This window comes from Xanthomonas hydrangeae (genome assembly GCF_032697525.1).
Taxonomy (GTDB): Bacteria; Pseudomonadota; Gammaproteobacteria; order Xanthomonadales; family Xanthomonadaceae; genus Xanthomonas; species Xanthomonas hydrangeae.
On sequence record NZ_CP103836.1, the window covers coordinates 4620526 to 4644921 of the forward strand.

The 24396-nt window shown below is 64.4% G+C and carries 22 protein-coding genes; 15 read left to right on the forward strand and 7 right to left on the reverse strand.

Going from position 1 to position 24396, the window contains the following annotated elements:
- The first annotated feature begins 138 nt into the window (after positions 1-138).
- The 3 genes from NYR97_RS19510 to NYR97_RS19520 are packed head-to-tail and all read left to right on the forward strand — an operon-like array spanning position 139 to position 2354.
- Positions 139-1392 (forward strand): molybdopterin molybdotransferase MoeA, encoded by a 1254-nt coding sequence (locus tag NYR97_RS19510; protein WP_316695326.1) that lies wholly within the window; start codon positions 139-141, stop codon positions 1390-1392.
- 46 nt (positions 1393-1438) lie between these two features.
- A complete protein-coding gene (locus tag NYR97_RS19515; protein ID WP_210761723.1) occupies positions 1439-2008 on the forward strand; it encodes a molybdenum cofactor guanylyltransferase in 570 nt (189 codons plus the stop codon).
- Positions 1992-2354 (forward strand): hypothetical protein, encoded by a 363-nt coding sequence (locus NYR97_RS19520; RefSeq protein ID WP_316695327.1) that lies wholly within the window; start codon positions 1992-1994, stop codon positions 2352-2354. Before NYR97_RS19515 ends, NYR97_RS19520 begins: the two co-directional genes overlap by 17 nt.
- Positions 2355-2382: 28 nt before the next feature.
- Here NYR97_RS19520 and NYR97_RS19525 read toward each other — a convergent pair whose 3' ends face one another.
- Positions 2383-3381, reverse strand: coding sequence for an NAD(P)-dependent oxidoreductase (locus NYR97_RS19525; RefSeq protein WP_316695328.1), 999 nt, complete (start codon positions 3379-3381; stop codon positions 2383-2385).
- An 82-nt stretch (positions 3382-3463) separates the two neighbouring features.
- Here NYR97_RS19525 and NYR97_RS19530 point away from each other — a divergent pair, with 82 nt between their 5' ends.
- The 7 genes from NYR97_RS19530 to cobA all read left to right on the forward strand — a co-directional run bounded on the left by NYR97_RS19530 (position 3464) and on the right by cobA (position 13750).
- A complete protein-coding gene (locus tag NYR97_RS19530; protein ID WP_316698373.1) occupies positions 3464-4036 on the forward strand; it encodes an ANTAR domain-containing response regulator in 573 nt (190 codons plus the stop codon).
- 4 nt (positions 4037-4040) lie between these two features.
- The gene (locus NYR97_RS19535; RefSeq protein ID WP_316695329.1) at positions 4041-5105 is read left to right on the forward strand and encodes a CmpA/NrtA family ABC transporter substrate-binding protein; all 1065 of its coding nucleotides are present in this window, start codon (positions 4041-4043) and stop codon (positions 5103-5105) included.
- Between the two features lie 1026 nt (positions 5106-6131).
- Positions 6132-7301, forward strand: a complete 1170-nt coding sequence (locus NYR97_RS19540; protein ID WP_316698375.1) for a nitrate/nitrite transporter — start codon at positions 6132-6134, stop codon at positions 7299-7301.
- 58 nt (positions 7302-7359) lie between these two features.
- Complete coding sequence (gene nirB / locus NYR97_RS19545; protein WP_316698377.1) at positions 7360-9777, forward strand: nitrite reductase large subunit NirB; 2418 nt, start codon at positions 7360-7362, stop codon at positions 9775-9777.
- Entirely contained in the window at positions 9774-10139 is a 366-nt protein-coding gene (gene nirD, locus NYR97_RS19550) for a nitrite reductase small subunit NirD (RefSeq protein ID WP_316695330.1), read from the forward strand. Before nirB ends, nirD begins: the two co-directional genes overlap by 4 nt.
- Positions 10136-12934 carry a nitrate reductase gene (locus NYR97_RS19555; RefSeq protein WP_316695331.1) on the forward strand — a complete coding sequence of 933 codons (2799 nt, stop codon included), beginning with the start codon at positions 10136-10138 and terminating at the stop codon, positions 12932-12934. Before nirD ends, NYR97_RS19555 begins: the two co-directional genes overlap by 4 nt.
- A 69-nt stretch (positions 12935-13003) precedes the next feature.
- Positions 13004-13750 (forward strand): uroporphyrinogen-III C-methyltransferase, encoded by a 747-nt coding sequence (gene cobA / locus NYR97_RS19560; RefSeq protein WP_205394845.1) that lies wholly within the window; start codon positions 13004-13006, stop codon positions 13748-13750.
- 61 nt (positions 13751-13811) lie between these two features.
- Here cobA and NYR97_RS19565 read toward each other — a convergent pair whose 3' ends face one another.
- From NYR97_RS19565 to NYR97_RS19590, 6 genes are read right to left on the reverse strand one after another with little or no spacing between them, the layout of a single operon-like run.
- Entirely contained in the window at positions 13812-14867 is a 1056-nt protein-coding gene (locus NYR97_RS19565; RefSeq protein ID WP_316695332.1) for an acyltransferase family protein, read from the reverse strand.
- Between the two features lie 32 nt (positions 14868-14899).
- Complete coding sequence (locus NYR97_RS19570; RefSeq protein ID WP_316695333.1) at positions 14900-16201, reverse strand: NAD(P)H-dependent oxidoreductase; 1302 nt, start codon at positions 16199-16201, stop codon at positions 14900-14902.
- Positions 16198-16779 carry a dTDP-4-dehydrorhamnose 3,5-epimerase gene (gene rfbC / locus NYR97_RS19575; protein WP_316695334.1) on the reverse strand — a complete coding sequence of 194 codons (582 nt, stop codon included), beginning with the start codon at positions 16777-16779 and terminating at the stop codon, positions 16198-16200. The genes NYR97_RS19570 and rfbC overlap by 4 nt, the downstream gene beginning before the upstream one ends.
- Complete coding sequence (locus tag NYR97_RS19580; RefSeq protein WP_205391480.1) at positions 16776-17825, reverse strand: NAD-dependent epimerase/dehydratase family protein; 1050 nt, start codon at positions 17823-17825, stop codon at positions 16776-16778. The genes rfbC and NYR97_RS19580 overlap by 4 nt, the downstream gene beginning before the upstream one ends.
- Before the next feature lie 4 nt (positions 17826-17829).
- The gene (rfbF, locus tag NYR97_RS19585; RefSeq protein WP_006451332.1) at positions 17830-18603 is read right to left on the reverse strand and encodes a glucose-1-phosphate cytidylyltransferase; all 774 of its coding nucleotides are present in this window, start codon (positions 18601-18603) and stop codon (positions 17830-17832) included.
- 57 nt (positions 18604-18660) lie between these two features.
- Positions 18661-19845 carry a glycosyltransferase gene (locus tag NYR97_RS19590; RefSeq protein WP_316695336.1) on the reverse strand — a complete coding sequence of 395 codons (1185 nt, stop codon included), beginning with the start codon at positions 19843-19845 and terminating at the stop codon, positions 18661-18663.
- 239 nt (positions 19846-20084) lie between these two features.
- Between NYR97_RS19590 and NYR97_RS19595 the strand changes: the two genes are divergently transcribed.
- From NYR97_RS19595 to NYR97_RS19615, 5 genes are all read left to right on the forward strand, one after another.
- Positions 20085-21260: an NAD(P)/FAD-dependent oxidoreductase gene (locus tag NYR97_RS19595; RefSeq protein WP_316695338.1), complete on the forward strand. Its 1176-nt coding sequence runs from the start codon at positions 20085-20087 to the stop codon at positions 21258-21260.
- A 150-nt stretch (positions 21261-21410) separates the two neighbouring features.
- Positions 21411-21668, forward strand: a complete 258-nt coding sequence (locus NYR97_RS19600) for a KGG domain-containing protein (protein ID WP_316695339.1) — start codon at positions 21411-21413, stop codon at positions 21666-21668.
- 484 nt (positions 21669-22152) lie between these two features.
- On the forward strand, positions 22153-22662 hold the full coding sequence (locus tag NYR97_RS19605; RefSeq protein WP_006451335.1) for a ferritin-like domain-containing protein: 510 nt from the start codon (positions 22153-22155) through the stop codon (positions 22660-22662).
- A 174-nt stretch (positions 22663-22836) separates the two neighbouring features.
- Positions 22837-23757, forward strand: a complete 921-nt coding sequence (locus NYR97_RS19610) for a M14 family metallopeptidase (RefSeq protein WP_316695340.1) — start codon at positions 22837-22839, stop codon at positions 23755-23757.
- Positions 23758-23805: 48 nt separating this feature from the next.
- Complete coding sequence (locus tag NYR97_RS19615) at positions 23806-24396, forward strand: DUF1349 domain-containing protein (RefSeq protein ID WP_205391475.1); 591 nt, start codon at positions 23806-23808, stop codon at positions 24394-24396.

Sequence of the window (24396 nt, forward strand, 5' to 3'; positions counted from 1 at the left end):
GCGTCGAGCGCTGGGGTGATCGCGTGATCGGTCACTGATGCATTCGCCGTCGCAATGCCGTCTCGGCATGCCTGTACCAGCCGCGCTGGAGGCCGGTATCCTAGCCAGGTCATCCATCGGTCGGCAGTCGCCTTGCTCATGATCAGCTACGCCGAAGCCCTTGCACTGATCCATCAGCAGGTCGCCACGCTTGCCAGCGAGTGGGTGGACAGTGCGGATGCGCAAGGCCGCGTGCTTGCGCAGGCATTGTCGAGCCCGGCCGAGCTGCCGGCTTTCGACAACAGTGCGATGGATGGATTTGCGCTGGTCACCGATGGCCGTGGTGCGATGACCGCGAGTGAGCACGCGGTCGGTGGCACCGTTGCCGCAGGCGAAGATGCGGGTGGCATTACGGCAGGCACCGCCTGGGAAATCATGACCGGTGCCGGCTTGCCGGCGGGTGCGGATGCCGTGGTGCCGATCGAACAGGTGGAGCTGCTGGCGCATGACGGCGCACGCCCCAGCCGCATCCGGCTGCGCGCCGATGTGCGCGCGGGCCAGCACATTCGTCGACGCGGTGAAGACGTGGCCTTGCACGATCGCGTGATTGAGGCTGGCACGGTGCTGCGCGGTGCACATCTGATGCTGTTGGCCGGGCTGGGCTGCACGGGCGTGCAGGTGGTGCGGCGCCCGCGTGTGGCCTTGATCGCGACCGGCCGCGAATTGGTCGGCGATCCTGCGCAGCCGCTGCAGCCCGGCCAGATCCGCGATGGCACCAGCAGCTATCTGCTCAGTCAGTTGCAGGCTGCGGGTGCGGAGCTGGTATGGCGCGGTCAGGTGGGTGATGACGCTGCCGCCTTCGATGCGGCGCTCGCGCAAGCCCGACATGCGGGAGCCGACGTGATTTTGAGCACCGGTGCGGTGTCGCGTGGTCGCTACGATTTTGTGCCGGATGCGTTGGCGCGACATGGGGCGGCGTTGCTATTTCATAAGGTGGCGGTGCGGCCAGGCAAGCCGGTGTTGTTGGCGCGCTTTGCGGACGGCGCGCTGTATTTCGGTTTGCCGGGCAACCCGATGGCCAGTGCTGCAGGGCTACGTTTTTTTGTCGAGCCGGCCTTGCGTGGTTTGCTGGGCATGCCTCTGGAGCGCGGATTGCGTGTTGCGCTGCACACACCGATGCATGCACGACCGATCTGGCGGCAGCACCTGCGCGCACTTTTGAGCTGCAGCGATGCCGGTGTGCTCTGCGTGCAGATCTTGCCGCAGCAAGAATCCTTTCGCGTAGCGCCGTTGTTGCAGGCCAATGCGTGGGCGGTGCTGGAGCCGCAGGACGACGGCGCCGCGCCCAGTACGACGGCGCAGGTGTTCGGGCTGGGCCATCTGCAGCCGGCTGCACCGGCGATTGCGCCATGAGCGTGTGCCGGCACGCAACGCGGCGCAGTGCCTGCGAGCAGGCGGCATGACCGCCACACATCCGTGGATCGGTGTGGTGCTGGCCGGCGGCCGTTCCTCGCGCATGGGCCAGGACAAGGCGCTGCTGCCGTGGCGCGGGCGTCCGTTGGTTGCGCATATGCAGGCGTTGCTGCGCGATGCAGGCGCGCTGGATGTGTTGATCAGCGGCGATCGTCCTGGTTATGCAGGGATTGCCGATGCTCAGCCGGACCTGGGGCCGCTGGGCGGCCTGGCCAGCGTGATCGATCATGTGGCCGATGCAACCACACTTGTGGTGGTACCGGTCGACATGCCGCTGCTGTCCAGGCCATTGCTGGAGCGACTGCTGGCGCCACCACCGCAACGCTGCGCCGCTTTCGAAGACGAAATGTTGCCGATGCGTCTGTGCGTGGATGGCGTCGTGCGTGAGGCGCTTTCGGTGTTGATGGCCGGCGCTGCATCGTCACGCTCGCTGCGCGCCTTGCAGCGTTCACTGCAGTGCCATCGCGTGGCTGTCACCGCCAGCGAACGCGGCGCGTTCGTCAATTGCAATACGCCCGAGCAGTGGAGTCAGCTCAGTCATGAAAATCCAGATTGAAGGTCAGCAGCTGCGCTTTCGCATCGACGAAGCCGAATTGGCCGAGTTGCTTGCCGGGCGCACGGTCGATAACGAAAGCCGCTTGCCGAGCGGGCAGGGCGCGCGATTGGTGCGCCACAGCGTGAGCCTGACCGGCGGTCACGCGGCCTGCAACTGCGCCACCGATCATTGGCAGTTGTCGGTGCCGCGCGATGCGCTGGAGGAGCATGTACGGCAGTTGCCCAGCCGCGATGGATTGAGCTTCAGCTTCGATGCCGGGGCTGGCCATGCCGAACACACGGTGCTGCGCGTGACCTTCGATGTCGATGTGCGCGACAGTGCGCGCAAGCGGTTTCCGAAAGCGTGATCCAGCTGCAGCCGCAGGTGCGTGCCGCTTATGCGTTGGCGTGAATGCTGATGGCAATGCCGGGCACACGATCACACGCCAGGGCACGTGTATGCAGCGCTGCTTCAATCGCAGCAGCATCGGCATCGCTGTAGCCGGCGCCGCTGCGCAACGCGACCACGTGCAGGCCTTCTGTCGCCAGTTCCAGCAACAGATGCCGTTGTGCATCGGCATCGCGCGGCAAGGCGCGGCGTGAGGCATCGCGACGCGCCAGTTCCAGCACCGCATCGGGGATGTCGTCGCCGACCAGCAGCACGTCGGCCAGGTTCATCGCGCGTAGCGCTTTCAAGGTGAGCAGGCCGGGATCGCCCGGGCCGGTGCCGACCAGTTGTACGCTGCCACGCGCCGGCACCGCGCCGGCATCGTCCAGTGCCGCGGTGAACGCGGTTTCGGCGGCGTCGTCGTCGCCGGCTTGCAGCAGCAACGGCACTTCGCCGTCGATGACGCGGTCGAACCAGCGCCTGCGACGATTCATATCGGGGAACTGGCTGCGGATACGCTCGCGGTGACGCGCAAATAGTCCAGCGAAGCGGCCGACCGAGGCATCCAGCTCGCGCTCCAGCCGTTCGCGCAGACGCCGTGCCAGCATCGGGGCAGCGCCCGCGGAGGAGATGGCGATGACCAGCGGGTCGCGGTCCACGATCGCCGGCACCTGGTAGGTCGACAGCTCCGCATCGTCCACCACATTGACCAGGCGCTGACGCGCGCCGGCGGCAGTGGCGACACGTTGATTCAAGTGCGCGTCGTCGGTGGCGGCGACCACCAGCCACACATCGTCGATCCAGGCTGGATCGAACTCGCCGCCCAATTGCTCGAAGCGACCGGCTTGCATCAATACATCGAGTTCGGGCGAGAGCGCATGCGCATACAGACGGATCTGCGCGCCGGCCTTGAGCAGGGCGAGCACCTTGCGCGTGGCGACCTCGCCACCGCCGATCACCAACACGGGGCGCGCTTGCAGGTTTGCGAACAACGGGAACAACGGCATCAGACGGACTCCGAAAAGATGACTCGCACCGGCAGCATGTTGCATGGCACCATCCAGCCACGTCCACGCCTCGCCGCCGCCAATGCGTGTTTTGCTGGTCAACGATACCGAAAAGCCGATTGGCGAACTGCGCCAGGCATTGACGCGCGCCGGTTATACGGTGCTCGACGATGTGGCCTCGGTCGGTGCGTTGCTGCATGCGGTGCAGAGCCAGCAGCCGGATGTGGTGGTGATCGATGTGGACTCGCCTTCGCGCGATACCTTGGAGCAACTGTCGATGCTGCACGCGCATGCGCCGCGCCCGGTGGTGATGTTTTCCGGCGACGGTGACGATGCGTTGATCCACGCAGCCGTCGGCGCAGGCGTCACCGCGTATGTGGTCGATGGCCTGGCACCGACGCGGCTGGCGCCGATCGTGCAGGTGGCGCTTGCCCGATTCGCGCAGGAAAGCAGCATGCGCAAACGTCTGGACGATGTGCAGCAGGCGCTGCAGGACCGCAAGCAGATCGATCGCGCCAAGGGCCTGCTGATGGAAAAACGTGGCCTGAGCGAGGCTGACGCCTACGCGGCGCTGCGCCAGCAAGCGATGAAGCAGGGCGTCAAACTGGCCGAAGTGGCGCGACGTATCGTGGCCGTGGCCGAGTTGTTGGGATGAACACATGAGCCAAGCCGACCTCCCCGTATTGCGCGTGGCCTACATGCCGCTGATCGATTGCGCACCGCTGATCGCGGCGCAACGGCTGGGCCTGGACCGCGCGCATGGCTTGCAATTGGAGCTGCAGCGGCAGGCGTCATGGGCCGGCGTGCGCGACCGTCTGCTGGCCGGTGAGGTCGACGCGGCGCATGCGCTGGCCAGCCTGGTGTATGCGATCGATCTCGGCATTGCCGGGCCGCAATGTCCGATGGCGTTGTTGATGACGCTCAATCACAACGGCCAGGCGATCACGCTGGCACCTGCGCTCGCGCAGGCCTTGGCCGATGGTCACGCGTTGCCGCAGGTGCTGGCAGGTTTGGGGCGCCGCGCTGTGTTTGCGCAGACCTTTCCCACCGGTACGCATGCGTTGTGGCTGTATTACTGGCTGGCCGCGTGCGGGGTGGACCCGATGCGCGATGTGGATGTGCTCAGCATTCCGCCGCCGCAGATGCCCGCGGCCTTGGCTAGCGGCTTGGTCGACGGTTACTGCTCCGGCGAGCCGTGGGCAGCGGTTGCCGAGGCGCAGGGCAGCGGTTTGCGGGTGATCCGCAGTGGCGAGCTGTGGGCGGGGCATCCGGAAAAAGTGCTGGCCTGCCGGCGCGAGTTCGCCGCGCTGAAACCGGAGTTGACCGAGCGCCTGACCGCCTGCGTACTGGAGGCCTGTCGCTGGCTGGATGCGGCGCCGGGCAATCGCGCGCAGTGTGCGCAGTGGTTGGCCGAGCCGCAGCATATCGGTGTGTCGGCTGCGCATCTGGCGGCGTGTCTGGACGCCGATATCGAGATTCATGCGAACGACGCGACGGCGCTGGCCTTTCATCGCAATGGTGCGGTGAACATGCCGTGGCTGTCGGACGGCGAATGGTTCCTGACCCAGTTTCAGCGTTGGGGCTGGCATGACATCCTCGACGACGACATCGCGCGGCTGCGCGATATCCATCGATTGGACAACTATCGGCGCGCGGCAGCCCGCGTGGGCGTGGTTGTGCCGGACGGCGATCACCGCAGCAATCGGTTGTTCGATGCGCTCTAGGGCGTATGATTACATGACCGCGTTAGCGCTGCGCTGGAGCGCTTTACCGGCAAGGCAACCGGCATGGACCAGCATGCATTCCGAACTCCTACGCCTGCCCGCAGTCACTTGGCGTCTGGGTCTGTTGCAGAGCGTTTGAACTGCGGCCTGGTTGCAGGGCCCTTGCACGCCCACCATCGCGGGACACGCCGCAAGTACATCCGTGTAGGCTCTTACGCGGCATCCATGCCGCGTAAGGTCCCGCGACGGTGGCCGGGCAAGGACCAGTCGAGATGGTCGGTGTGTATGTTTGCAAGCATTGCATTGCATGGATTGCTCGGCGGATGGATCGTCAGCCAGCTATTTCACCTGATCTACGATCCGCGCAAGCATGCCAACACAACCAGCCACGACGAGCTCTTCACCGAGTTGCCGACCAACAGCCTGGTGCGGTGTCCTTGCCGATTGCGGGACCGTGTGGCGGCATGGATGCCGCCACCGAGCCTACATGGACGTACTTGCGGCGTGTCCCGCGAGCGGCGAGGGCGCCGCGCGCTCGACTAGCTAGGCTTTTGACCTAGACATTCGATCGGTGTGCACGCGTGCTAGATGAGGCTTCCGAGCACCAGCCGTGCAGTAGTTTTGTTCGGCGCTATCAGGCGTGCCAAGCGGCAGAGCAAGTGGTACACGACGCCCGCTGTTGGTGCAAGGCTGCACGAAAGACGGGAATGGTGAGCTGCACTGGCGTGTCGGTAGGTCGTCGTGAAATCGGACGTGTTGCATCCAACACACTATTTTTCAATGACTTGTAGCGTCGTGATGCTTGGGTGAGCAAGTTGGCACGTTGATTGCGTAGCGATTACGTGCAGGTGCAACGGCGTGCCTGCAACAACACGAACACGATGCAGCGGATCAACGACGATCCGCATGCATCCAGGACAACGGCGTCCTTCCGGTTTTACCGGAGGGGCGCCGTTTTTTTTGGCCATCGCATTCGAAGAGGTCTCTATGCAGCGCTCGTTCTGGCGATCCGGGCACACGCCCACCTTGTTCGCATCCTTTCTGTATTTCGACCTGAGCTTCATGGTGTGGTATCTGCTTGGTCCGCTGCAGGTGCCGATCGCGCAAGCGCTGGGACTGGATACGCAGCAGCGCGCCTTGATGGTGGCGGTGCCGATCCTGTGCGGCGCGGTGTTGCGACTGGTGCTGGGCATGCTGGCCGACCGTATCGGTGCCAAGCGCGCCGGCGTTGTCGCTCAACTTGCGGTGATTGCCTCGTTGTTCGGCGCATGGCAGTTGGGCGTGCACAGCATGGGGCAGGTGTTGTTGCTGGGCGTGCTGCTCGGCATTGCCGGCGCCTCGTTCGCGGTCGCACTGCCGTTGGCTTCGCGTTGGTATCCGCCCGAGCATCAGGGCACCGCGATGGGGATTGCCGGTGCGGGCAATTCCGGCACGGTGCTGGCTGCATTGTTCGCACCGATGCTGGCGTTGGCGTTCGGTTATCAGAACGTGTTCGGACTGGCGTGCATTCCGTTGCTGCTGACGTTGATCGTGTTCGTCTTGATCGCGAAAGAAGCGCCGGCGCCGGTCGCACGCAAGCGCTGGGCCGACTATGGCCGCGTACTGGTGGGCAATCGTGATGCGTGGCGCTTCATGTTTTTTTACTCGGTGACCTTTGGCGGATTTTCCGGGTTTGCCAGTGCATTGCCCGGCTATTTTCACGATCAGTTCGACTTCGATGCGCGCACTGCAGGGTGGGCGACGGCCGCCTGCGTGTTGGCGGGTTCGGTGATGCGTCCATTGGGCGGGGTGATTGCCGACCGCGTTGGCGGCACGCGTGCCTTGCTCACGGTGTATCTGTTGGTTGCCGCGTTGGTGGGCATCGCAGGTTTCGGTGCCGGCGGCGCGATGGTGACGCTGGCGTTGTTTGTGTTGACCTTGTTATGCCTGGGCGCCGGCAACGGTGCGGTGTTTCAACTGGTACCGCAGCGGTTTGCACAGGACATCGGGGTGATGACCGGCTTGATCGGAATGGCCGGCGGCATCGGTGGATTTGCGCTTGCTGCAGGCTTGGGCGTGCTCAAGCAGCACACCGGCAGCTATGCGATCGGCATGTGGTTGTTCGCGGCCTTCGCACTCGGTGGCTGGGCGTTGCTGGCCGGGGTCAAGACGCAATGGCGTAGCGAATGGTCCAGCGCCGGCGCGGCGCGGGTCTGACATGTCGACAGGAATCCAGGCAATGAAGCAACCCAGACTCGTCGTCATCGGCAATGGCATGACCGGCATCCGCACCGTGGAGGAACTGCTCAAGCTGGTGCCGGGCATGTACCAGATCACCGTGTTCGGCGCCGAGCCGCATCCCAACTACAACCGCATCCTGCTCTCGCCGGTGTTGGCCGGCGAGCAGGAGTTCGACGATATCGTGCTCAATCCGCTGCAGTGGTATAGGGACAACGGGATTCATCTGCACTTGAACAAGGAGGTCACGCGCATTGATCGCGTGCGCCGTCGGGTGATCGCCGCCGATGGCACCGATGCCGAGTACGACCGCTTGTTGATCGCCACCGGCTCGGTGCCGTTCGTGTTGCCGATTCCCGGTAACGACTTGAAGGGTGTGATCGTATACCGCGATATCCAGGACACCCGCACGATGATCGAGACCGCGCGCAGCAAGCAGCACGCGGTGGTGATCGGCGGCGGTTTGCTCGGTCTGGAAGCGGCCAATGGCTTGAAGCTGCGCGGGATGGACGTGACGGTGGTGCATCTGGCCGGGTGGTTGCTGGAGCGCCAGCTCGATCCGGTGGCGGGCAATCTGTTGCAGCAGGCACTGCGCGCGCGCGGTCTGGAGTTCAAGCTCAGCACAGCGACCAGTGCGTTGCTGGGCAACGCGCAGGGCGACGTGATCGGGGTGAGGTTTGCCGATGGCAGCCAGATCCCGGCCGATCTGGTGGTGATGGCAGCGGGCATCCGCCCGAATACGCGCCTTGCCGAAGAAGCCGGTATCCATTGCTCACGCGGCATCGTGGTCAACGACAGCCTGCAGAGCTTCGATCCGCGTGTGTATGCAGTGGGCGAGTGCGCAAATCATCGTGGCATTGCGTACGGCCTGGTGGCACCGTTGTTCGAGCAGGCCAAGGTGTGCGCGAATCATCTGGCGCAGTTCGGCATCGGCATCTATCGCGGTTCGGTGGCCTCGACCAAGCTCAAGGTCACCGGCATCGATCTGTTTTCGGCAGGCGATTTCATGGGCGGCGATGGCTGCGAGGAGATCGTGCTGTCCGATCCGGCCGGCGGGGTCTACAAGAAACTGGTGATCCGCGACGACGTGCTGGTGGGTGCCTGCCTGTATGGCGATACCAGCGATGGTGGCTGGTACTTCAAGTTGCTCAAGGACGGCACGCCGATCCAGGCGCAGCGCGATCACTTGATCTTCGGCGAAAGCGCGTTGGGCGATGCCGGTACCGGCGGGCAGGACCGTGCCAGTGCGATGGCCGACAGCGACGAGGTCTGCGGCTGCAATGGCGTGTGCAAGGGCACGATCGTGAAAGCGATCAGCGAGCAAGGCCTGTTCACCGTCGATGACGTCAAGAAGAACACCAAGGCGGCGAGTTCGTGCGGATCGTGCACGGGGCTGGTCGAGCAGATCCTGATGAACTGCCTGGGCTCCAACTTCCAGGAAACGCCGAAAACCAAGGCGGTTTGCGCATGTACGGACCTGAGCCATGGCGAAGTGCGGCGCGCTATTCGCGAACACAAGTTGCTGACCCATGCGCAGGCCTACGCCTTCATGGAATGGCGCACGCCCAACGGTTGCGCCACCTGCCGGCCGGCGATCAACTACTACATGCTCTCGACCTGGCCGCATGAGGCCATCGACGACCCGCAATCGCGTTTCATCAACGAGCGGGCGCACGCCAACATCCAGAAAGACGGCACATTCTCGGTGATTCCGCAGATGAAGGGCGGGGTGACCAATGCCGGCGAGCTGCGCCGCATTGCCGATGTCGCCGACAAATATGCGGTGCCGATGGTCAAGGTGACCGGTGGCCAGCGCATCGATCTGCTCGGGGTCAAGAAAGAGGATCTGGTGGATGTGTGGCGCGATCTGGGCATGCAGTCCGGGCATGCGTACGGCAAGTCGATCCGTACGGTGAAGACCTGCGTGGGCAGCGAGTTCTGCCGCTTCGGCACGCAGAACAGCACGCAGATGGGCATCGATCTGGAAACCATGCTGGCCAATATGTGGAGCCCGCACAAGGTGAAGCTGGCGGTGTCCGGTTGCCCGCGTAATTGCGCCGAATCCGGCATCAAGGACGTGGGCATCATTGCGGTGGATTCGGGGTGGGAGCTGCATATCGGCGGCAATGGCGGCATCAAGACCGAGGTCGCGCGCTTCCTGGTCAAGGTGACCACCGCCGATGAAGTACGCGAGTACACCGGTGCGTTCTTGCAGCTGTATCGGGAGCAGGCCTATTACCTGGATCGCACCGTGCACTACATCGCACGGGTGGGGCTGGACTACATCCGCGCACAAGTGGTCGATGACGCGGCCAATCGCCGTGCCTTGTACGAGCGCTTGCTGTATTCGCTGGAAGGCCTGGTCGACCCATGGAAGGCGCGTATCGCCGGGGAACGGCGACAGGAATACCAACCGCTGCGCATTGCCGCGCCGGCCGCAACGGTGGAGGAATGAGCATGCACGACAACGCCTGGATCCGCGTCTGTGCGCTGCAGGAATTGCCTGCGTTGGGCGCACGTGTACTCGATATCGACGGCATCCCGACGATCGCCTTGTTCCGCACCGCCAGCGATCAGGTGTTCGCGTTGCGCGACCGTTGCCCGCACAAAGGCGGCCCGTTGTCGCAAGGCATCGTGGCTGGCGACACCGTGACCTGCCCGTTGCATGGCTGGGCGATTGCGTTACAAAGCGGGCAGGCCTGCGCGCCGGATGTGGGCTGCGCGCCGCGTTATCCGGTCAAGGTGGAAGCCGACGCGGTGTGGATCGTGCTGCAGCCGGTGTCGCAACCCGATGCCATCGCCGAGCCGGCTGCATGAGCGAAGGCCTGCAGCAGGTATCAGCCAGCGCGACCGTGCAGCCGCACGCGTCCTCGCCGATGCATCGCATCACGCGCTCGACGTGTTGCTACTGCGGCGTGGGCTGCGGTGTGCTGATCCACAGCGAGCACGACGACACTGGCGAGCGCATCGTCGGGATCGAAGGCGACCCGACGCATCCGGCCAATCATGGGCGTTTGTGCAGCAAGGGCCTGGCGTTGCCACAGACCGTCGCCAGTACGCAGGGGCGCGTGCTTGAGCCCGAGTTGCGTCGTCATCGGCAGGCACCGCGTGCGGCGGTGAGCTGGGATCAGGCGCTCGATCACGTGACCAACAAGCTGGCGGCGATCGTCGAAGAGCACGGCCCGGATGCGGTGGCGTTCTATCTCTCCGGGCAGTTGTTGACCGAGGATTACTACGTGTTCAACAAGCTCGCCAAGGGCTTGCTCGGCACCAACAATATCGACACCAATTCGCGCCTGTGCATGTCCAGCGCGGTCACCGGCTACAAGCTCGCCCTGGGCGCCGACGGCCCGCCGACCTGCTATGAGGATCTGGAACTGGCGCAAACGGTGCTGTTTGCCGGCAGCAACATGGCGTATGCACATCCGGTGCTGTTTCGCCGCCTGGAAGATGCACGCGCATGCAATCCCGGGATTCGCTGGATCGTGATCGATCCGCGTCGCACCGACACCGCGGCCATGGCCGACCTGCACCTGGCGATCGAGCCCGGAACCGACGTCGCCCTGTTCAACGGCATGCTGCATCACCTGATCTGGGAGGGTCTGGTGGATGCGCGTTTCGTTGCGGCGCATACCGAGGATTTCGACGCCCTCAAGCACATGCTGCGCGAGTACACACCGCGCATGAGCGCCGAGATCTGCGGGATCTCGCATGAGGATCTGGTGCAGGCGGCCGAGTGGTTCGGACGCAGCCCGGCGGCGTTGTCGCTGTATTGCATGGGCCTGAATCAATCCGCGCATGGCACCGACAAGAATCTGGCCCTGATCAATCTGCATCTGGCGACCGGGCAGATCGGCAAGCCGGGTGCAGGGCCGTTTTCGCTGACCGGCCAACCCAATGCGATGGGCGGGCGCGAGGTTGGGGGGATGGCGACGATGCTGGCGGCGCATCGCGAGATCGGCAATGCCGACGACCGTGCGGAGCTGGAACGCTTGTGGAATTTGCCCGCCGGCCGTGTGAGCGCCATTGCCGGCACGCCGGCCGTGCAGTTGTTCGAGCGCCTGCGTGCAGGCACGCTGAAGGCGGTGTGGATCGTGTGCACCAACCCCGTGCATTCGATGCCGGAGGCGGAGGGCATCCGTGCCGCACTGGAGCAGGCCGAACTGGTGATCGTGCAGGATGCGTTTTCCGGCACCGACACCGTGCCGTATGCCGATGTGCTGTTGCCGGCAGCCAGTTGGGGGGAGAAGGACGGGACGGTGACCAACTCCGAGCGCCGCATCACCCGCATGCGCAAGGCGGTGGACGCGCCGGGCCAGGCGCGTGCGGATTGGTGGATCGCGCGCGAAGTGGCACGCCGCCTGGAGGCACGCCTGGCGCCCGCCGAGGGCGAGGGATTATTCGCGTTCGATACCACCGCGCAGATCTTCGACGAGCATCGTGCGCTGACGGTTGGCCGCGATCTGGATATCGGTGGGCTGGATTACGCGATGCTGGATTGCGGCCCGCAGCAGTGGCCGTTTCCGGCCGGTGCCGCACACGGGCAGGCACGGCGCTATACCGATGGCGTGTTCGCCACCGGCAACGGAAGCGCGCGCTTCCATGCCACGCCGTACCGCAAGGTGGCCGAGCCGACCTCGGCACGCTTTCCGATGCGGCTGCTGACCGGCCGCCTGCGCGACCAGTGGCATGGCATGTCGCGCAGTGGGCGTGTGCCTGCGGCGTTTGCGCATAGCCCGGAACCGGCTTTGCGCATGCACCCGGACGATGCGACGCGACGCGGTCTGGTGGCCGGCGAACTGGTGCAGATTGCGAGCAAGCGCGGCGCGTTGGTGCTGCCGCTGGAACTCTCCGACGAACTGCGCTCGGGTACCGTGTTCGCCGCGATGCACTGGAGCGGGCAGAGCCTGTTCAGCGGCGGCATTAATGAAGTGAGCAGCCCGGCGGTGGATGCGCGCTCGCAGCAGCCCGAGCTCAAGCACGCAGCGGTGCGCGTGGAGAAAGCCGTATTCGGCTGGCATCTGCTGGCCGCACGGCGCGGTGATGCGTTGGCCTTGCAACAGGCGCTGCAGCCGCTGTTGCGCGAGTGCGGCTATGCATCGCTGCGGCTGCATGCCGAGCCGCTGGCGGAGGCAGGCGGGCACTGGGCGGTGTTGCATGCGGCCTGCGAACGCGCACCGGATGCGCAATGGCTCGATCGCCTGATCGCTGCCTTGCAGCTGCCGGCCGGCGCGGACGTCCTGGAATACCGCGATCTGCGCCGCGGCCTGATGCGCCGCGTCGGCTGGCGCACGCAGGACGGCCACAGCCATATCGATGGCCTGTTGCTCACCGCTGCGCAGCCCAGCGAAGCCGATCACTTCGTGCTTGCCACCGCATTGGCAGGCAACGCGTGGCGTGGTCCGCGACTGGCAGTGTTTGCGCAGACGCAACGCGCGCCCAGCGACCCGATCGTGTGCACCTGCATGCAGGTGTCGAGGTCTGCGATTCATGCCGCCATCGACGACGGCGCCGATCTGGATCAGCTCAAACAACGCCTGGGCTGCGGCAGCGTCTGCGGCTCCTGCGTTCCGCAACTCACCCGGCTGTGCCGGCAACCACGGCTCGCCTGAGCGCACGTCCCTACTTCCACACACCGCGAGATCTTTCTTATGTCCGTCAGTCATTCCTGCACGCGCGATGTGGTGTTGTTGTCTGCCGGCCCCGGCGATCTGGAACTGCTCACGATCAAGGCAGTCAAGGCGCTCGCCGCCGCGCAAGTGGTATTGCTGGACGATCTGGCCAACCCGGACATCGTCGAACTCGCACCGCAGGCGCGGGTGATCCGGGTCGGCAAGCGCGGTGGTTGCAGATCGACGCCGCAAGACTTCATCTGCCGGCTGATGCGGCGCTACGCCTTGCAGGGTTTGCGCGTGGTGCGCGTCAAAGGTGGCGATGCACTACTGTTCGGACGAGCAGGGGAGGAAATCAGCTTCCTGCGCCGCGCCGGGGTGGGTGTGCAGATCATCAACGGCGTCAGTGCCGCATTCGCCGCCGCCGCTGCGCTGGAAGTATCGTTGACCCATCGCAGCCATTGCCACGGCATCACCTTCGTCACCGCGCATACGCACGATCACGGCGAGCCGAATTGGGGCGCGCTTGCTGCCAGCGGCACGACGCTGGGGATCTACATGGGGCTGCGGCGCGCCGATGCACTGGCCAGTGCGTTGCTGGCGCATCTGCCTGCCAGCACGCCGGCGGCCATCGTGCAGGCCGCTACGCGGCCCGAGCAGCAACGTCGGCTCACCACATTGGGCGAGCTTGGAAGCACTGCGGCGGCACTGCTACCGGGTTTGCCGACCTTGCTGCTGGTGGGCACTGCGTTATCCGAGGCGGCAGCGCGGTGCGATGATCGTTTCGGCGTGATGTTGGAGCAGGCGGTGGGTTGAGCGCGATTTCAAAACGGGGGTCTGCAAGGTTGTGCGCGCGGCTTTATCGCGGAAAAGATGCTCACTGCACAACGCGGCGCTCCAACGTGCGACGCGCATGCCGCAAGGCGATGCGCTCGTAACACAGGTGATAGACCACGCCGAGCAGCAGTGCGGCGCTCACGCTGAGCAGCAGGTTCACCGGCCAGGTGGCCAGCGGCCCGAGTCGGCGTGTGGTGCGCGCCACCAGCGACATCAGCGGCATATGCACCAGGTAGATGGCGTACGACGCATTGCCGAGCAGCAGCGGGGTCGGGCCGATGCGCAGCCAGCCGCGCCATTCGGCCCGCACCAGGCCGACCAATGCGCCGGCGATCGCCAGGCCGAGCAGCGGCGAATGCACGCGTTGCATGCCATCGAGCATGAAGCACAGCAGCGCGACCACCGCGACCGCGATGCTGGCCCACAACGGCCAGCGTGCGGCGCTCAACACCGCGCGTGCGGCCAGCATGCCGAAGACGAATTCCAGGGTGATGGGATGCAGCAGCAGCGCACGCCAGGACACATCGATCGGCTGCTCGAACGCTGCGCCAAACGCCGTATAAAGCAGCGTCACTGTCGCCCACGCCAGTGCGCACCGCAACGGATGCCCGCTGCGAAAGAACAACCATGCCAACGCGTAGAACATGAGCTCGTAACTCAGCGTCCACGCCACGCCCAGGGCGGAGGCTCCATCGACCGGCAGCAGGGTCAGCGTGGCAAACCACGACCAACCCATGTCGCCATCATCCAGGCTGGGCCGCAGCGCGTAGGCCAGCGCCAACGCAACACCCACCGGCCAGTACGGCAGATAGATGCGGCTTATGCGGCTGCTGGCGTAGTCGCGGCTCCAGCCTGGCGTGCCCGCGCTGGCGTGGTTGACGTAGTAGATGATGAAGCCCGACAGCACGAAGAAAAAATCCACGCCCAGATAGCCATGCGCCAACGCTGCGCCCAGCCATGCGGGTAACCGCTGCACCAGGTGCGTGGTGGGCAGGACGCTGTGGCTGAGTACCACCATCATCGCGGCCAGCGCACGCCCGGCCTGCAGGACGCGGATGGTGGGACGGGCAGGCAGCGCTGCCATCGGCTGCGACATCGGCACGCGGACGCAGGCCGATGTCTCTGCGCTCAGGCGGCCATTTCCGCAGCGTCGGCAAAGACGCTGGCCTGTTCCGCACGTAGCCGGTCGATCAGGCGGTTGGCCGGCAACTGCACGTCGTCGTAAGTCAGCACCTGGTCCTTGGCCACCGCATGCCGCAGCACGCAGCCTTCGGCCACGCCCATCGGCAACAGCCGTGCGTTTGCGGTGACATCGGCGCGCTCGCATTGGCCGTAGCTCATGTAGCCGCCGAGCCCGTCGATGGTTTCGCCGGTGGCCAGGTCGCGTTTGGCGGTGGCGATCACTTCCACCAGCGGCGCACCGAGCGGCTGCAGCACTGCATCGCCGAGCAGCACCACGCGCGCTACCGACAACGGCACTTCGAAATGGCACAGGTGATACGGCGTGTAGAAGCTGTACAGCGGGCCTTCGCCGAGCTTGTAGAGATTGAGGTAATGCTGCTGTTTGGCATCGTCGTGACTGGCCAGCACGAACACGCCGGGCGAAGGCAGGGCGCCCACCACGTAATCCACCGCGCCGCCCACTGCACGTAACGCCTCGATGTCGTAGCGCTCGGTCAATGCGTCCACATGCGCGCGATGCTCATGGCCGGTCATGCCGCGCTGCAGGATCGACATACCGGTGCCGTTGGCCACGATCGCCTGTTCGAAGCTGATCTTGGTGCCATCGGCAAAACTGGTGACCATATGCGGGTCCTGGCCCCACTTCGCGGCGAAGCCGGCTTGTGTCGCCGGTGTGCGATACGGGTCCTGCAAGCCTTTGATATTGCCGCACAGCAGCGGCGTCAAACCGATCGAGCGCACGAACCGATACAGGTTCATCTGCACCCCGGGCTGGTCGCCATCGCAGGCGCTGAAGATCATCCCGGCCGCATCGGCCTTGCGCTTGAGCAGCGGGCCGACGGTGCCGTCGAGCTCGGCGTTCATCGTGACCATGTGACGACCATGGGCGATGGCGCCCAGGCTGATGTGCGCGCCGTACTCGATGGCGCCGGTGGCATCGATCAGGCAATCCAGTGCGTCGCATTCGTAGACCAATGCAGGGTCATCGGTCACGGCAGGAATGCCGGCAGCCATCTGGCGCTTCAATTCGGTGGCGCCATCCACCACACGTGCATGCTGGCCGGCCTGGCGGTACGCCTCCAGCGCCTTGTCCACGCTGCGGTTGCAGATCACCGACACCCGCATGCCCGGCACCGAGTGCGCGATCTGGTTGACGATGCCGCGTGCCATGAAGCCCGCACCGTACAGGCCAACCCGCAATGGGCGACCTGCGTCGGCGCGTGCCTGCAAGAGACGATCGATATTCATGCGCGCTCCTTCTGGGTAAGCCCGGCAAGCTGCGCAATGCCGTGCTGGTGTTCGTTGAAGTCTGGCCAGGCGGCATCCTTGTCGGATATCAGCTGCGGCTCGAGCGGCCACTGCAGGCCCAGACGTGGATCGTTCCAGCGCAAGCCGCGCTCGGCCTGCGGAGTGTACATCGCACTGGCGAAGTAGAAGGCTTCGGTCTGCGGCTGCAAGGTGATGAAGCCATGCGCAAAGCCGCGCGGCACGTACAGCGCCAGACGATTGTCTGCAGTCAATTCGGTGCCGTACCACTGCAGGTAGGTGCGCGAATCCGGGCGCAGATCCACGATCGCATCCCATAGCCCACCGCGAATGCAGCGCACGATCTTGACCTCGGCGGCAGGCGGCAATTGGTAGTGCATGCCGCGCAAGGTGCCGGCCTGCGCATTGAACGAATTGTTGACCTGCACGAACTGATCGACCAGGCCGGCCTGCGCCATTTCCTGGGTGCAAAACACCCTTGCAAACCAACCGCGCGCATCGCCGCGTTGCTGCGGCTCGATCACAAACGCGCCTGCCAGCGGGGTAGGGTGAAAGATCATGCAGCCACCCTCAGGTCCGCTGCGAGGGTGCCGGCATCGACCAACTGCTGCAGGATGCGCAGCCGGATGAAGTCCGAGCTCTGGCGGAAGTCGCCATCGGTGAAGCCGGCGCGCTGCAGATCGTCGCGGAGTTCGGTGATGGTGGAGCGCAGGGTTTCCTGCGGTTGATGCTCGGGAGCCAGACGTTCGAACAGGGAAAAATCCACACGATACGAGCGGCTGTCGGCCGGCGCGTTGCTGGAGATCGACACCGTTGCGCTGGGAATCGCCACACCGACCGCATGCGCCAGATCGCGTACCTGCACATTCCAGCGTGCCGAGCCGGCATTGACGAACAGGAACTGCCCACCGGCCAGCGGTGTGCGGCTCAATGCCCAGTCGATGGCGCGCGCCATATCGCGCACATGGATCAACGGTCGCCACGGCGAGCCATCCGACAGTACCTCCACGGTGCCGTTGGCGACGGCGCTGGCGACGAAGTCGTTGAGCACCAGATCCAGCCGCAAGCGTGGCGAGGCGCCGCAGGCAGTGGCAAAACGCAGGCAGGTGATCACCATGTCGGTGTCCAGCTGCGCAAGCGCACGTTCGGTATCGATCTTGGAATGCGCATACGCGGTCAGCGGGGCGATGGCGCTGGTTTCCGAGCGCGGCGTGCCATCGGCGGCTGCCCCATACACGCTGCAGCTGGAGGCGAACACGAAGTGGCGCACGCCGGCCTGTGCGGCGGCATGCGCCACGGCAACGCTCGCCTTGCAGTTGATCGCGTCGGTGACCAGCTCGAAGCGCTTGCCCATCGCATCGTTGGAGATCGCCGCCAGGTGCACCACCGCGTCGAAACCCTGCAGTTGCTGCGCGGTGAGGTCGCGCACATCGCCGAACCATTGCTGGTCCAGCACGACTTCCGGCAGGCGCCGCGGGTCGGACAGGCAATGCGCGAACCAGCCGCGATCCAGCCCCACCAACCAGGCCTGCGGATAGCGTTGTCGCAAATGCGCGGCCACTACCGGCCCGATATAGCCCATGTTGCCGGTGATCAGAATGCGCATGCTGTTACTCCCACACGCGCCAGGGCGCGCGATTGGACGACCAGAGGGTTTCGAGATGATTGCGGTCGCGCAGCGTGTCCATCGGCTGCCAGAACCCGTCGTGGCGATAGACGCTCAACTCGTCGCGGTCGACCAGCGTTTCCAGCGGGCTGTTCTCCCACACGGTGGCATCGTCTTCGATCACATCGATCACGCGTGGGTCCAGCACGAAAAACCCGCCGTTGATCAATCCGTCGCCATCCAGCGGTTTTTCGCGGAAGCCGGTGACGTGTTCGCCCTCCACCCGCAACGCGCCGAAGCGGCCGGGCGGTTGCACCGCAGTGACCGTGGCAAGCCGGCCTTCGCGTTGATGCAGCGCGATGGCTGCGCCGATATCCACATCGGCCACGCCATCGCCGTAGGTCATGCAAAACGCCGATTCGCCGCGCAGATGCTCGCGCACGCGGCGCAGCCGGCCGCCGGTCATGGTCTGCGCACCGGTGTCCACCAGCGTCACCCGCCAGGGTTCGGCGCGGGTGTTGTGCAAGGTGGTCGTATTGCTGCCGAGGTCGCAGGTCACATCCGATTCGCGCATGTGATAGTTCATGAAAAAATCCTTGATCACTTCGCCGCGGTACCCCAGACACACGACGAAATCCTGGATGCCGTGGTGCGCGTAAATTTTCATGATGTGCCACAGGATCGGCTTGCCGCCGATTTCCACCATGGGCTTGGGGCGGATGGCGGTTTCTTCGGAAATGCGCGTTCCCAGTCCGCCAGCCAGAATGACTGCTTTCATTGATACGTCCTTTGGGGGCTGGAGCATTGCGTGATGCCGGAGCACTGCGATGCAACGTTATGCAGTCATGCTCAGCACGGGTGCCGGGGAGCAGGCAGCGTGTTCGGCCATGGCCGCCAGGTTGTCGAGCATGGAAAAACGCTCGGTCATCAACGCCGGGCGAGGCAGCTGCAGCGTCTGCAGAATCTGCGCCCACCGGTGCGCCCAGTCGTGCCGGCGTAGCGATTGCACGGTATTGTGCAGGCGTGCGCGATCCAGCCGCTCGCTCTGCTGTTCCAGATCGTGCAGAAACTGGCCGATGTCGCGGACGTCTGATGGCAGGTCGATGACCGCATCGTCCCAATCGAAGAACTGCCGGAATTCCGGGCAGCCTTGCGCAGAACCCAGCACGATCGCGCCGCCTGCGGCACCTTCGAAATAGCGCGTAGCCAAGGCCTGTTTTTTCACACCCTTGAAGAAGCCTGCCGTGTCGACAGTGAAGTCGTGGGCCATGAAGAACTTGGCGCGCTTGATCATGGCGGTCGATTGCAGGCGGTGCGCAGCCCAGTCCTGCACCGCACCGCCGCGTAGCACGTCGTGCAGATAGAAAAATCCCGGGTTGGCCTGCGCATGCGCCAGCAATTGCGCATGGACCTGCGGCACGCGCCGGCCAATGCTGACCACATCGATGCAACGCTGTGGCGCACGCGGCAGCGGGGTTGCCAACAAGGTGTCGCACGCGCTAGCCAGAAACGACACCGGTGTGCTGGTGTAGCCACGCAGCGCATCCACGCAGCTGGCATTGAGCACGAAGACATGATCGAACTGATCGAGCAGTTTCAATTCGGTCTTTTGCGATTCCAGCAGCTCAGGCCAGGTTTCCAGCAGGTACACCACACGCGTGCGGCAGCGCTTGCGCCAGCCGTCCATGCGTCCGAGCGCGCTCAGCTCTCTGGGGAACTGGCACACATAGAAAAACAGGTCGTAGTCGTGCTCGACTTTGCGTGGCTGTGCATTGGAGAGGGCAGGCCGCCCGCTCAACCGATGCAGCGCGGAGGCGCCGCGATGCTTCAGTTCGTTGAGCAGATACGACACACCCGGATTGACCCCGCGCCCACTGGTGTACTCCGCCGCGGGCGGACACAGCAGGTCTGCATGTTCCAGGCTGCCGATGACATTGAGCAAGGCATAGGCCTGCCCGTTGAAGGCCTCTGGCCAGGCCTGGTAATTGGAGGCCAGCAGGACCGAGCGCGTTGCGTCCATCGATACTCCTTCGGTTATCGCACCTGCCAACCGGCCGCGACTGCTTTTACTCGGGTGGGTAAAACAACGCACGCCCCAACCAAGGCCAGGAAAACGTTCGTCGCCTCGCATCACTGTGCGGTTCAACATAACCTGACCTAAATATAAGAGCAGATAGTGAGAAAAAAGTGATACCGGTCGCGACAATCCTGTGCGCTATGGTGTATGTCCGCTGAGTTTCCGATGGTTCGAGGCCGAATATGCACGACGTTGAATGTGTGGTGGTGGGCGCAGGCGTGGTGGGGCTGGCGATTGCGCGCCACCTCGCGCTGCAGGGGCATGCGGTGTTGGTACTGGAATCGCAGGCCGCGATCGGCACCGGCAGCAGTGCGCGCAATAGTGAGGTGATCCACGCAGGTCTCTACTACCCGGCCGAGTCGTTGAAGGCGCAGTTGTGCGTCAGCGGCAATACCGTGTTGTATGCCTATTGCGAGCAACGTCACGTGCCGTATCGGCGTTGCGGCAAATTGATCATTGCGTGCGATCACGGGCAACGCGAACAACTCGACCGGCTGCATCACAACGCGGTGGCCAGTGGTGCGCACGGTGTTGTGCCGCTCAGTCAGGTGCAGGTGCGAGCGCGCGCGCCGCAGCTGCGTTGCGTTGGCGCTCTGGAGTCCACCGCCACCGGCATCATCGACAGCCATGCATTGATGCTGGCATTGCAGGGCGATGCCGAAGCGCACGGCGCCACCGTGGCGCTGCGCACGACGGTGGAACACGTCGAGCCAAGTGCAGCGGGATTCCGTCTTGCGATTGCAGGTGACGGCCATGCGCCGGTATCGCTCACCTGCAACTGGCTGGTGAATGCGGCCGGCCATGGCGCGCCACCCCTGGCTGCCCGCACCGATGGTTTGCCCGCGCGTGCACAGGTGCGGGCCTACTTCGCCAAGGGCAGCTACCTCACGTTGGCCGGCCGCTCACCGTTTGGTCAATTGATCTATCCGCTGCCCGAACCTGGCGGCCTGGGCGTGCATCTCACCCTGGACCTGCACGGGCGTGCACGCTTCGGCCCTGATGTGGAGTGGGTAAGTGCGCCCGATTACCACTGCGAGCCAACGCGGGCAGACAGCTTCGTTGCGGCGATACGGCGTTACTGGCCTGGCTTGCCGGAGGGCGCATTGCAGCCCGGCTATTGCGGCGTACGGCCGAAGATCAGCGGGCCCGGCGAGGCGGCCGCTGATTTCCGCATCGATGGGCCAGGCCTGCACGGCATCGGCGGGCTGGTGAATCTGTTCGGCATCGAATCGCCGGGGTTGACCTGCTGCCTGAGCATCGCCGCGCACGTTGCCGCGTTGCTGGAAGATCGCCCATTGCAGGCGAGCATTGGTAGCGCTACCCATGCATCGCCGCAAGCGGCAGGTACCTCCTGCTGACAGGAGTGCAAGATTTGCACAGCGAGCGCAGCCGTTTTTTCCGACACCCCATGGACGTGCACCGTGTGGCCTGCGTTTGCGGGTTGGCACGATTGTTGCGTTGGCCCCATTACCCAATGGCGTACCAACGAAGCATCGAGAGGAGGCACAGTGGAAGACGGACAGAACGTTACTCGTAGCCGGCGCGGCTTTGCCGCATTGGATCCTGAAAAGCGCCGCGTGTTGGCCAGCAGCGGTGGAAAAGCTGCCCACGCCAGCGGCAATGTACATGAATTCACCAGCGACGAAGCACGTGAGGCGGGTCGCAAGGGCGGCCAGGCAGTCAGCCGCGACCGCGATCATATGTCGCGTATCGGCAGCAAGGGTGGCCGTTCCAAGCAGGCCAAGCCGCAGGAAGAAGCAGTCTAAATCCGCCGTTCGGGGCGCCGATGGCGTGCCGGTGCGGGTTGCAGCACGACAGGCTCTGCGTCAGCTGGATGCAGGGCCTGTTGCGTTTTTGGGCAGGCACTTCGCGATGTCGTTCGAGGTCTGCAAGCACAAACGATTGCAGCACCCCATCGCTTGAGGTCGCCTGATGGCGATTGGATTGGAAAGGCGCGGTCTTCAATCTGTTGGTGCGCAACGCATCGGCAAGGGTGAGGAAAATTTTGCACACCTTGTGCGGCGCTGCCATCGATTGCAGGGAAATTCTTCACCCTCCATGTCGCGCCGCTGACAGTGTCTGCAGGTTTTGCATAGCTGCCAGACGGTTGACTCGACTCTTGCCGGCCAATTCGCTGAGTCGTGATGTCAATTGCATGTGGACGTCCCACTGCGCGCTCACCTGGTGCAGCCGTGTCTTTCATGCGGCGCGCGCCACGCTGAAGTCCTCGCACACAACAGGAGATGTCGCATGGCCGAACCCCAGGAAAATTTGATGGACTGGTTGCGCGATGCGCATGCCATGGAGCAGCAGGCCGAGCAGATGCTCAAGGCCCAGGCGGCGCGCATCGAGCATTATCCCCAGCTCAAGGCACGTCTCGAGCAGCACCTGGAAGAGACGCTGGGCCAGCAGCGCCTGGTCGATTCCTGTATCGAGCGCCTTGGCGGTTCGCCGTCGGTGATCAAGGACACCATGGGCAAGATGGCCGCGTTCGGCCAGGCCATGGGCGGCATGACCACCTCCGACGAAATCGTCAAGGGCGCGATGGCCGGCTATGTGTTCGAGAATCTGGAGATCGCCACCTACACCGCGTTGCTGGGTGCAGCCAGGACGGTGGGCGATGTGCAAACCCAGCGCGTGTGCGAGCAGATACTGGAGCAGGAACATGCAATGGCCGACTGGTTGCTGGACTATCTGCCGCAGCTGACCGAAGAATTTCTGGTGCGGGATGCAACCCCGGGCGTCATTGCGAAGAAGTGAGCCGCAACGCGGGCCGCCGCGCCGTGTACTGGTGAACACAGAAGGCCCTGCGATGCAGGGCCTTTCTGATTCCGAGACAGGCTTGGATGCGGCAGCGTGCGCGATCTGGCACTGCCATGGACCGGCTTGTTCGCAACGCTTACCCTTGTCGGTCTTCGGCAAACGGTTGCAGTGATGACAGAGCACACGGCTTATCCGATCGGCAGTGCAGGGCGCCCCTGGGGTGAGGCAGAGCGCAGTGCATGGCGTGCACGCCAGCTGCGCCAGCGCAGCTATGCTGACGATGTCGTGCAGCCCATCGAGTGCATGGATGCGCGCTTTGAACGCGTGCACTACGCAACGATCAGCGCGGCAACCGAACACTATCGGTTGATGGCATTGCGAACTGCCGACTGGGACCCTGCGCTGCCGTGTGCACTGGTCACCGGCGGTGTGCATGGTTACGAAACCAGTGGCGTGCAGGGCGCACTGCAGTTCTTGCAGCAACGCGCCGGCCACTACGCGGGCCGGATCAATCTGCTGGTGGCACCCTGCATCAATCCATGGGGGTATGAGCGCATCCAGCGCTGGAATGCCGATGCGATCGATCCGAATCGTTCCTTTCGCCAGGACAGTCCTGCAGCAGAATCGGCCGCGTTGATGCAGCTGGTCGCCGCACTGCCCGGGCAGATGCACGTGCATATCGATCTGCACGAAACCACCGACAGCGACGAAACCGAATTCCGCCCGGCGTTGGCCGCGCGCGACGGTATTGCGTACGTGTCGGGCACTATTCCGGATGGTTTCTATCTGGTCGGCGACAGCGAAGATCCGCAACCGGAATTTCAGCAGGCCGTGATTGCGGCGGTGGCGCAGATCACCCACATCGCGCCTGCCGATGCGCAGGGCCAGATCATCGGCGCACCTGTGGTTGGCCATGGTGTCATCAACTATCCGGTGCGGCGTCTGGGCTTGTGCGCCGGCGTGACGCAGGCGCGCTATCGCACCACCACCGAGGTGTATCCGGACAGCCCGCGGGCAACGCCCGCGCAATGCAATGCGGCGCAGGTGACGGCGATCTGTGCGGCACTGGATCACGCGCTGGCACATGCGTGAAGACGCGCAGCCGGGGAAAAGCAGGTCACAACAAATTCGGAGATCAGCATGCCGCATGACACGGCCTGGCACGGTGGTATCTGGCTTAACCGGCCGAAGACGGTGGAGATCGATGGTGACACCTTGGAGATGGTGACCGACCAGGCCACAGACTTCTGGCGGCAGACCCATTACGGATTTACCCGCGATAGCGGGCATTTTCTGGGCGTCACGGCTGCAGCGGGTTTCACCGCGCAGCTGCGCGTGCGCGCTCAATACGCATCGCTCTACGACCAGGCCGGCATCATGGTGCGCCTGGACGAGCAGCGCTGGGTCAAGGCGGGCATCGAACTCAGCGACGGCCGCGCGATGCTCAGCAGCGTGCTGACCAATCCGGTGTCGGACTGGGCGACCGGTCCCTACGAAGCCGACCCAAAGGATTTCTGGATTCGCGCCACCGTAGCCGAGGGTGTGTTGCGCCTGCAGGTCTCTGCCGATGGACGCAGCTGGCCACTGATCAGGCTATGCCCGTTCCCGGTGGCCGATACCTATCGGGTCGGGCCGATGTGCTGCACGCCGGAGCGCGCGGGGTTGAAGGTGCGTTTCTCCGACTGGACGCTGGGTCCACCATTGGGCAAGGCGCTGCACGATCTGAGTTGA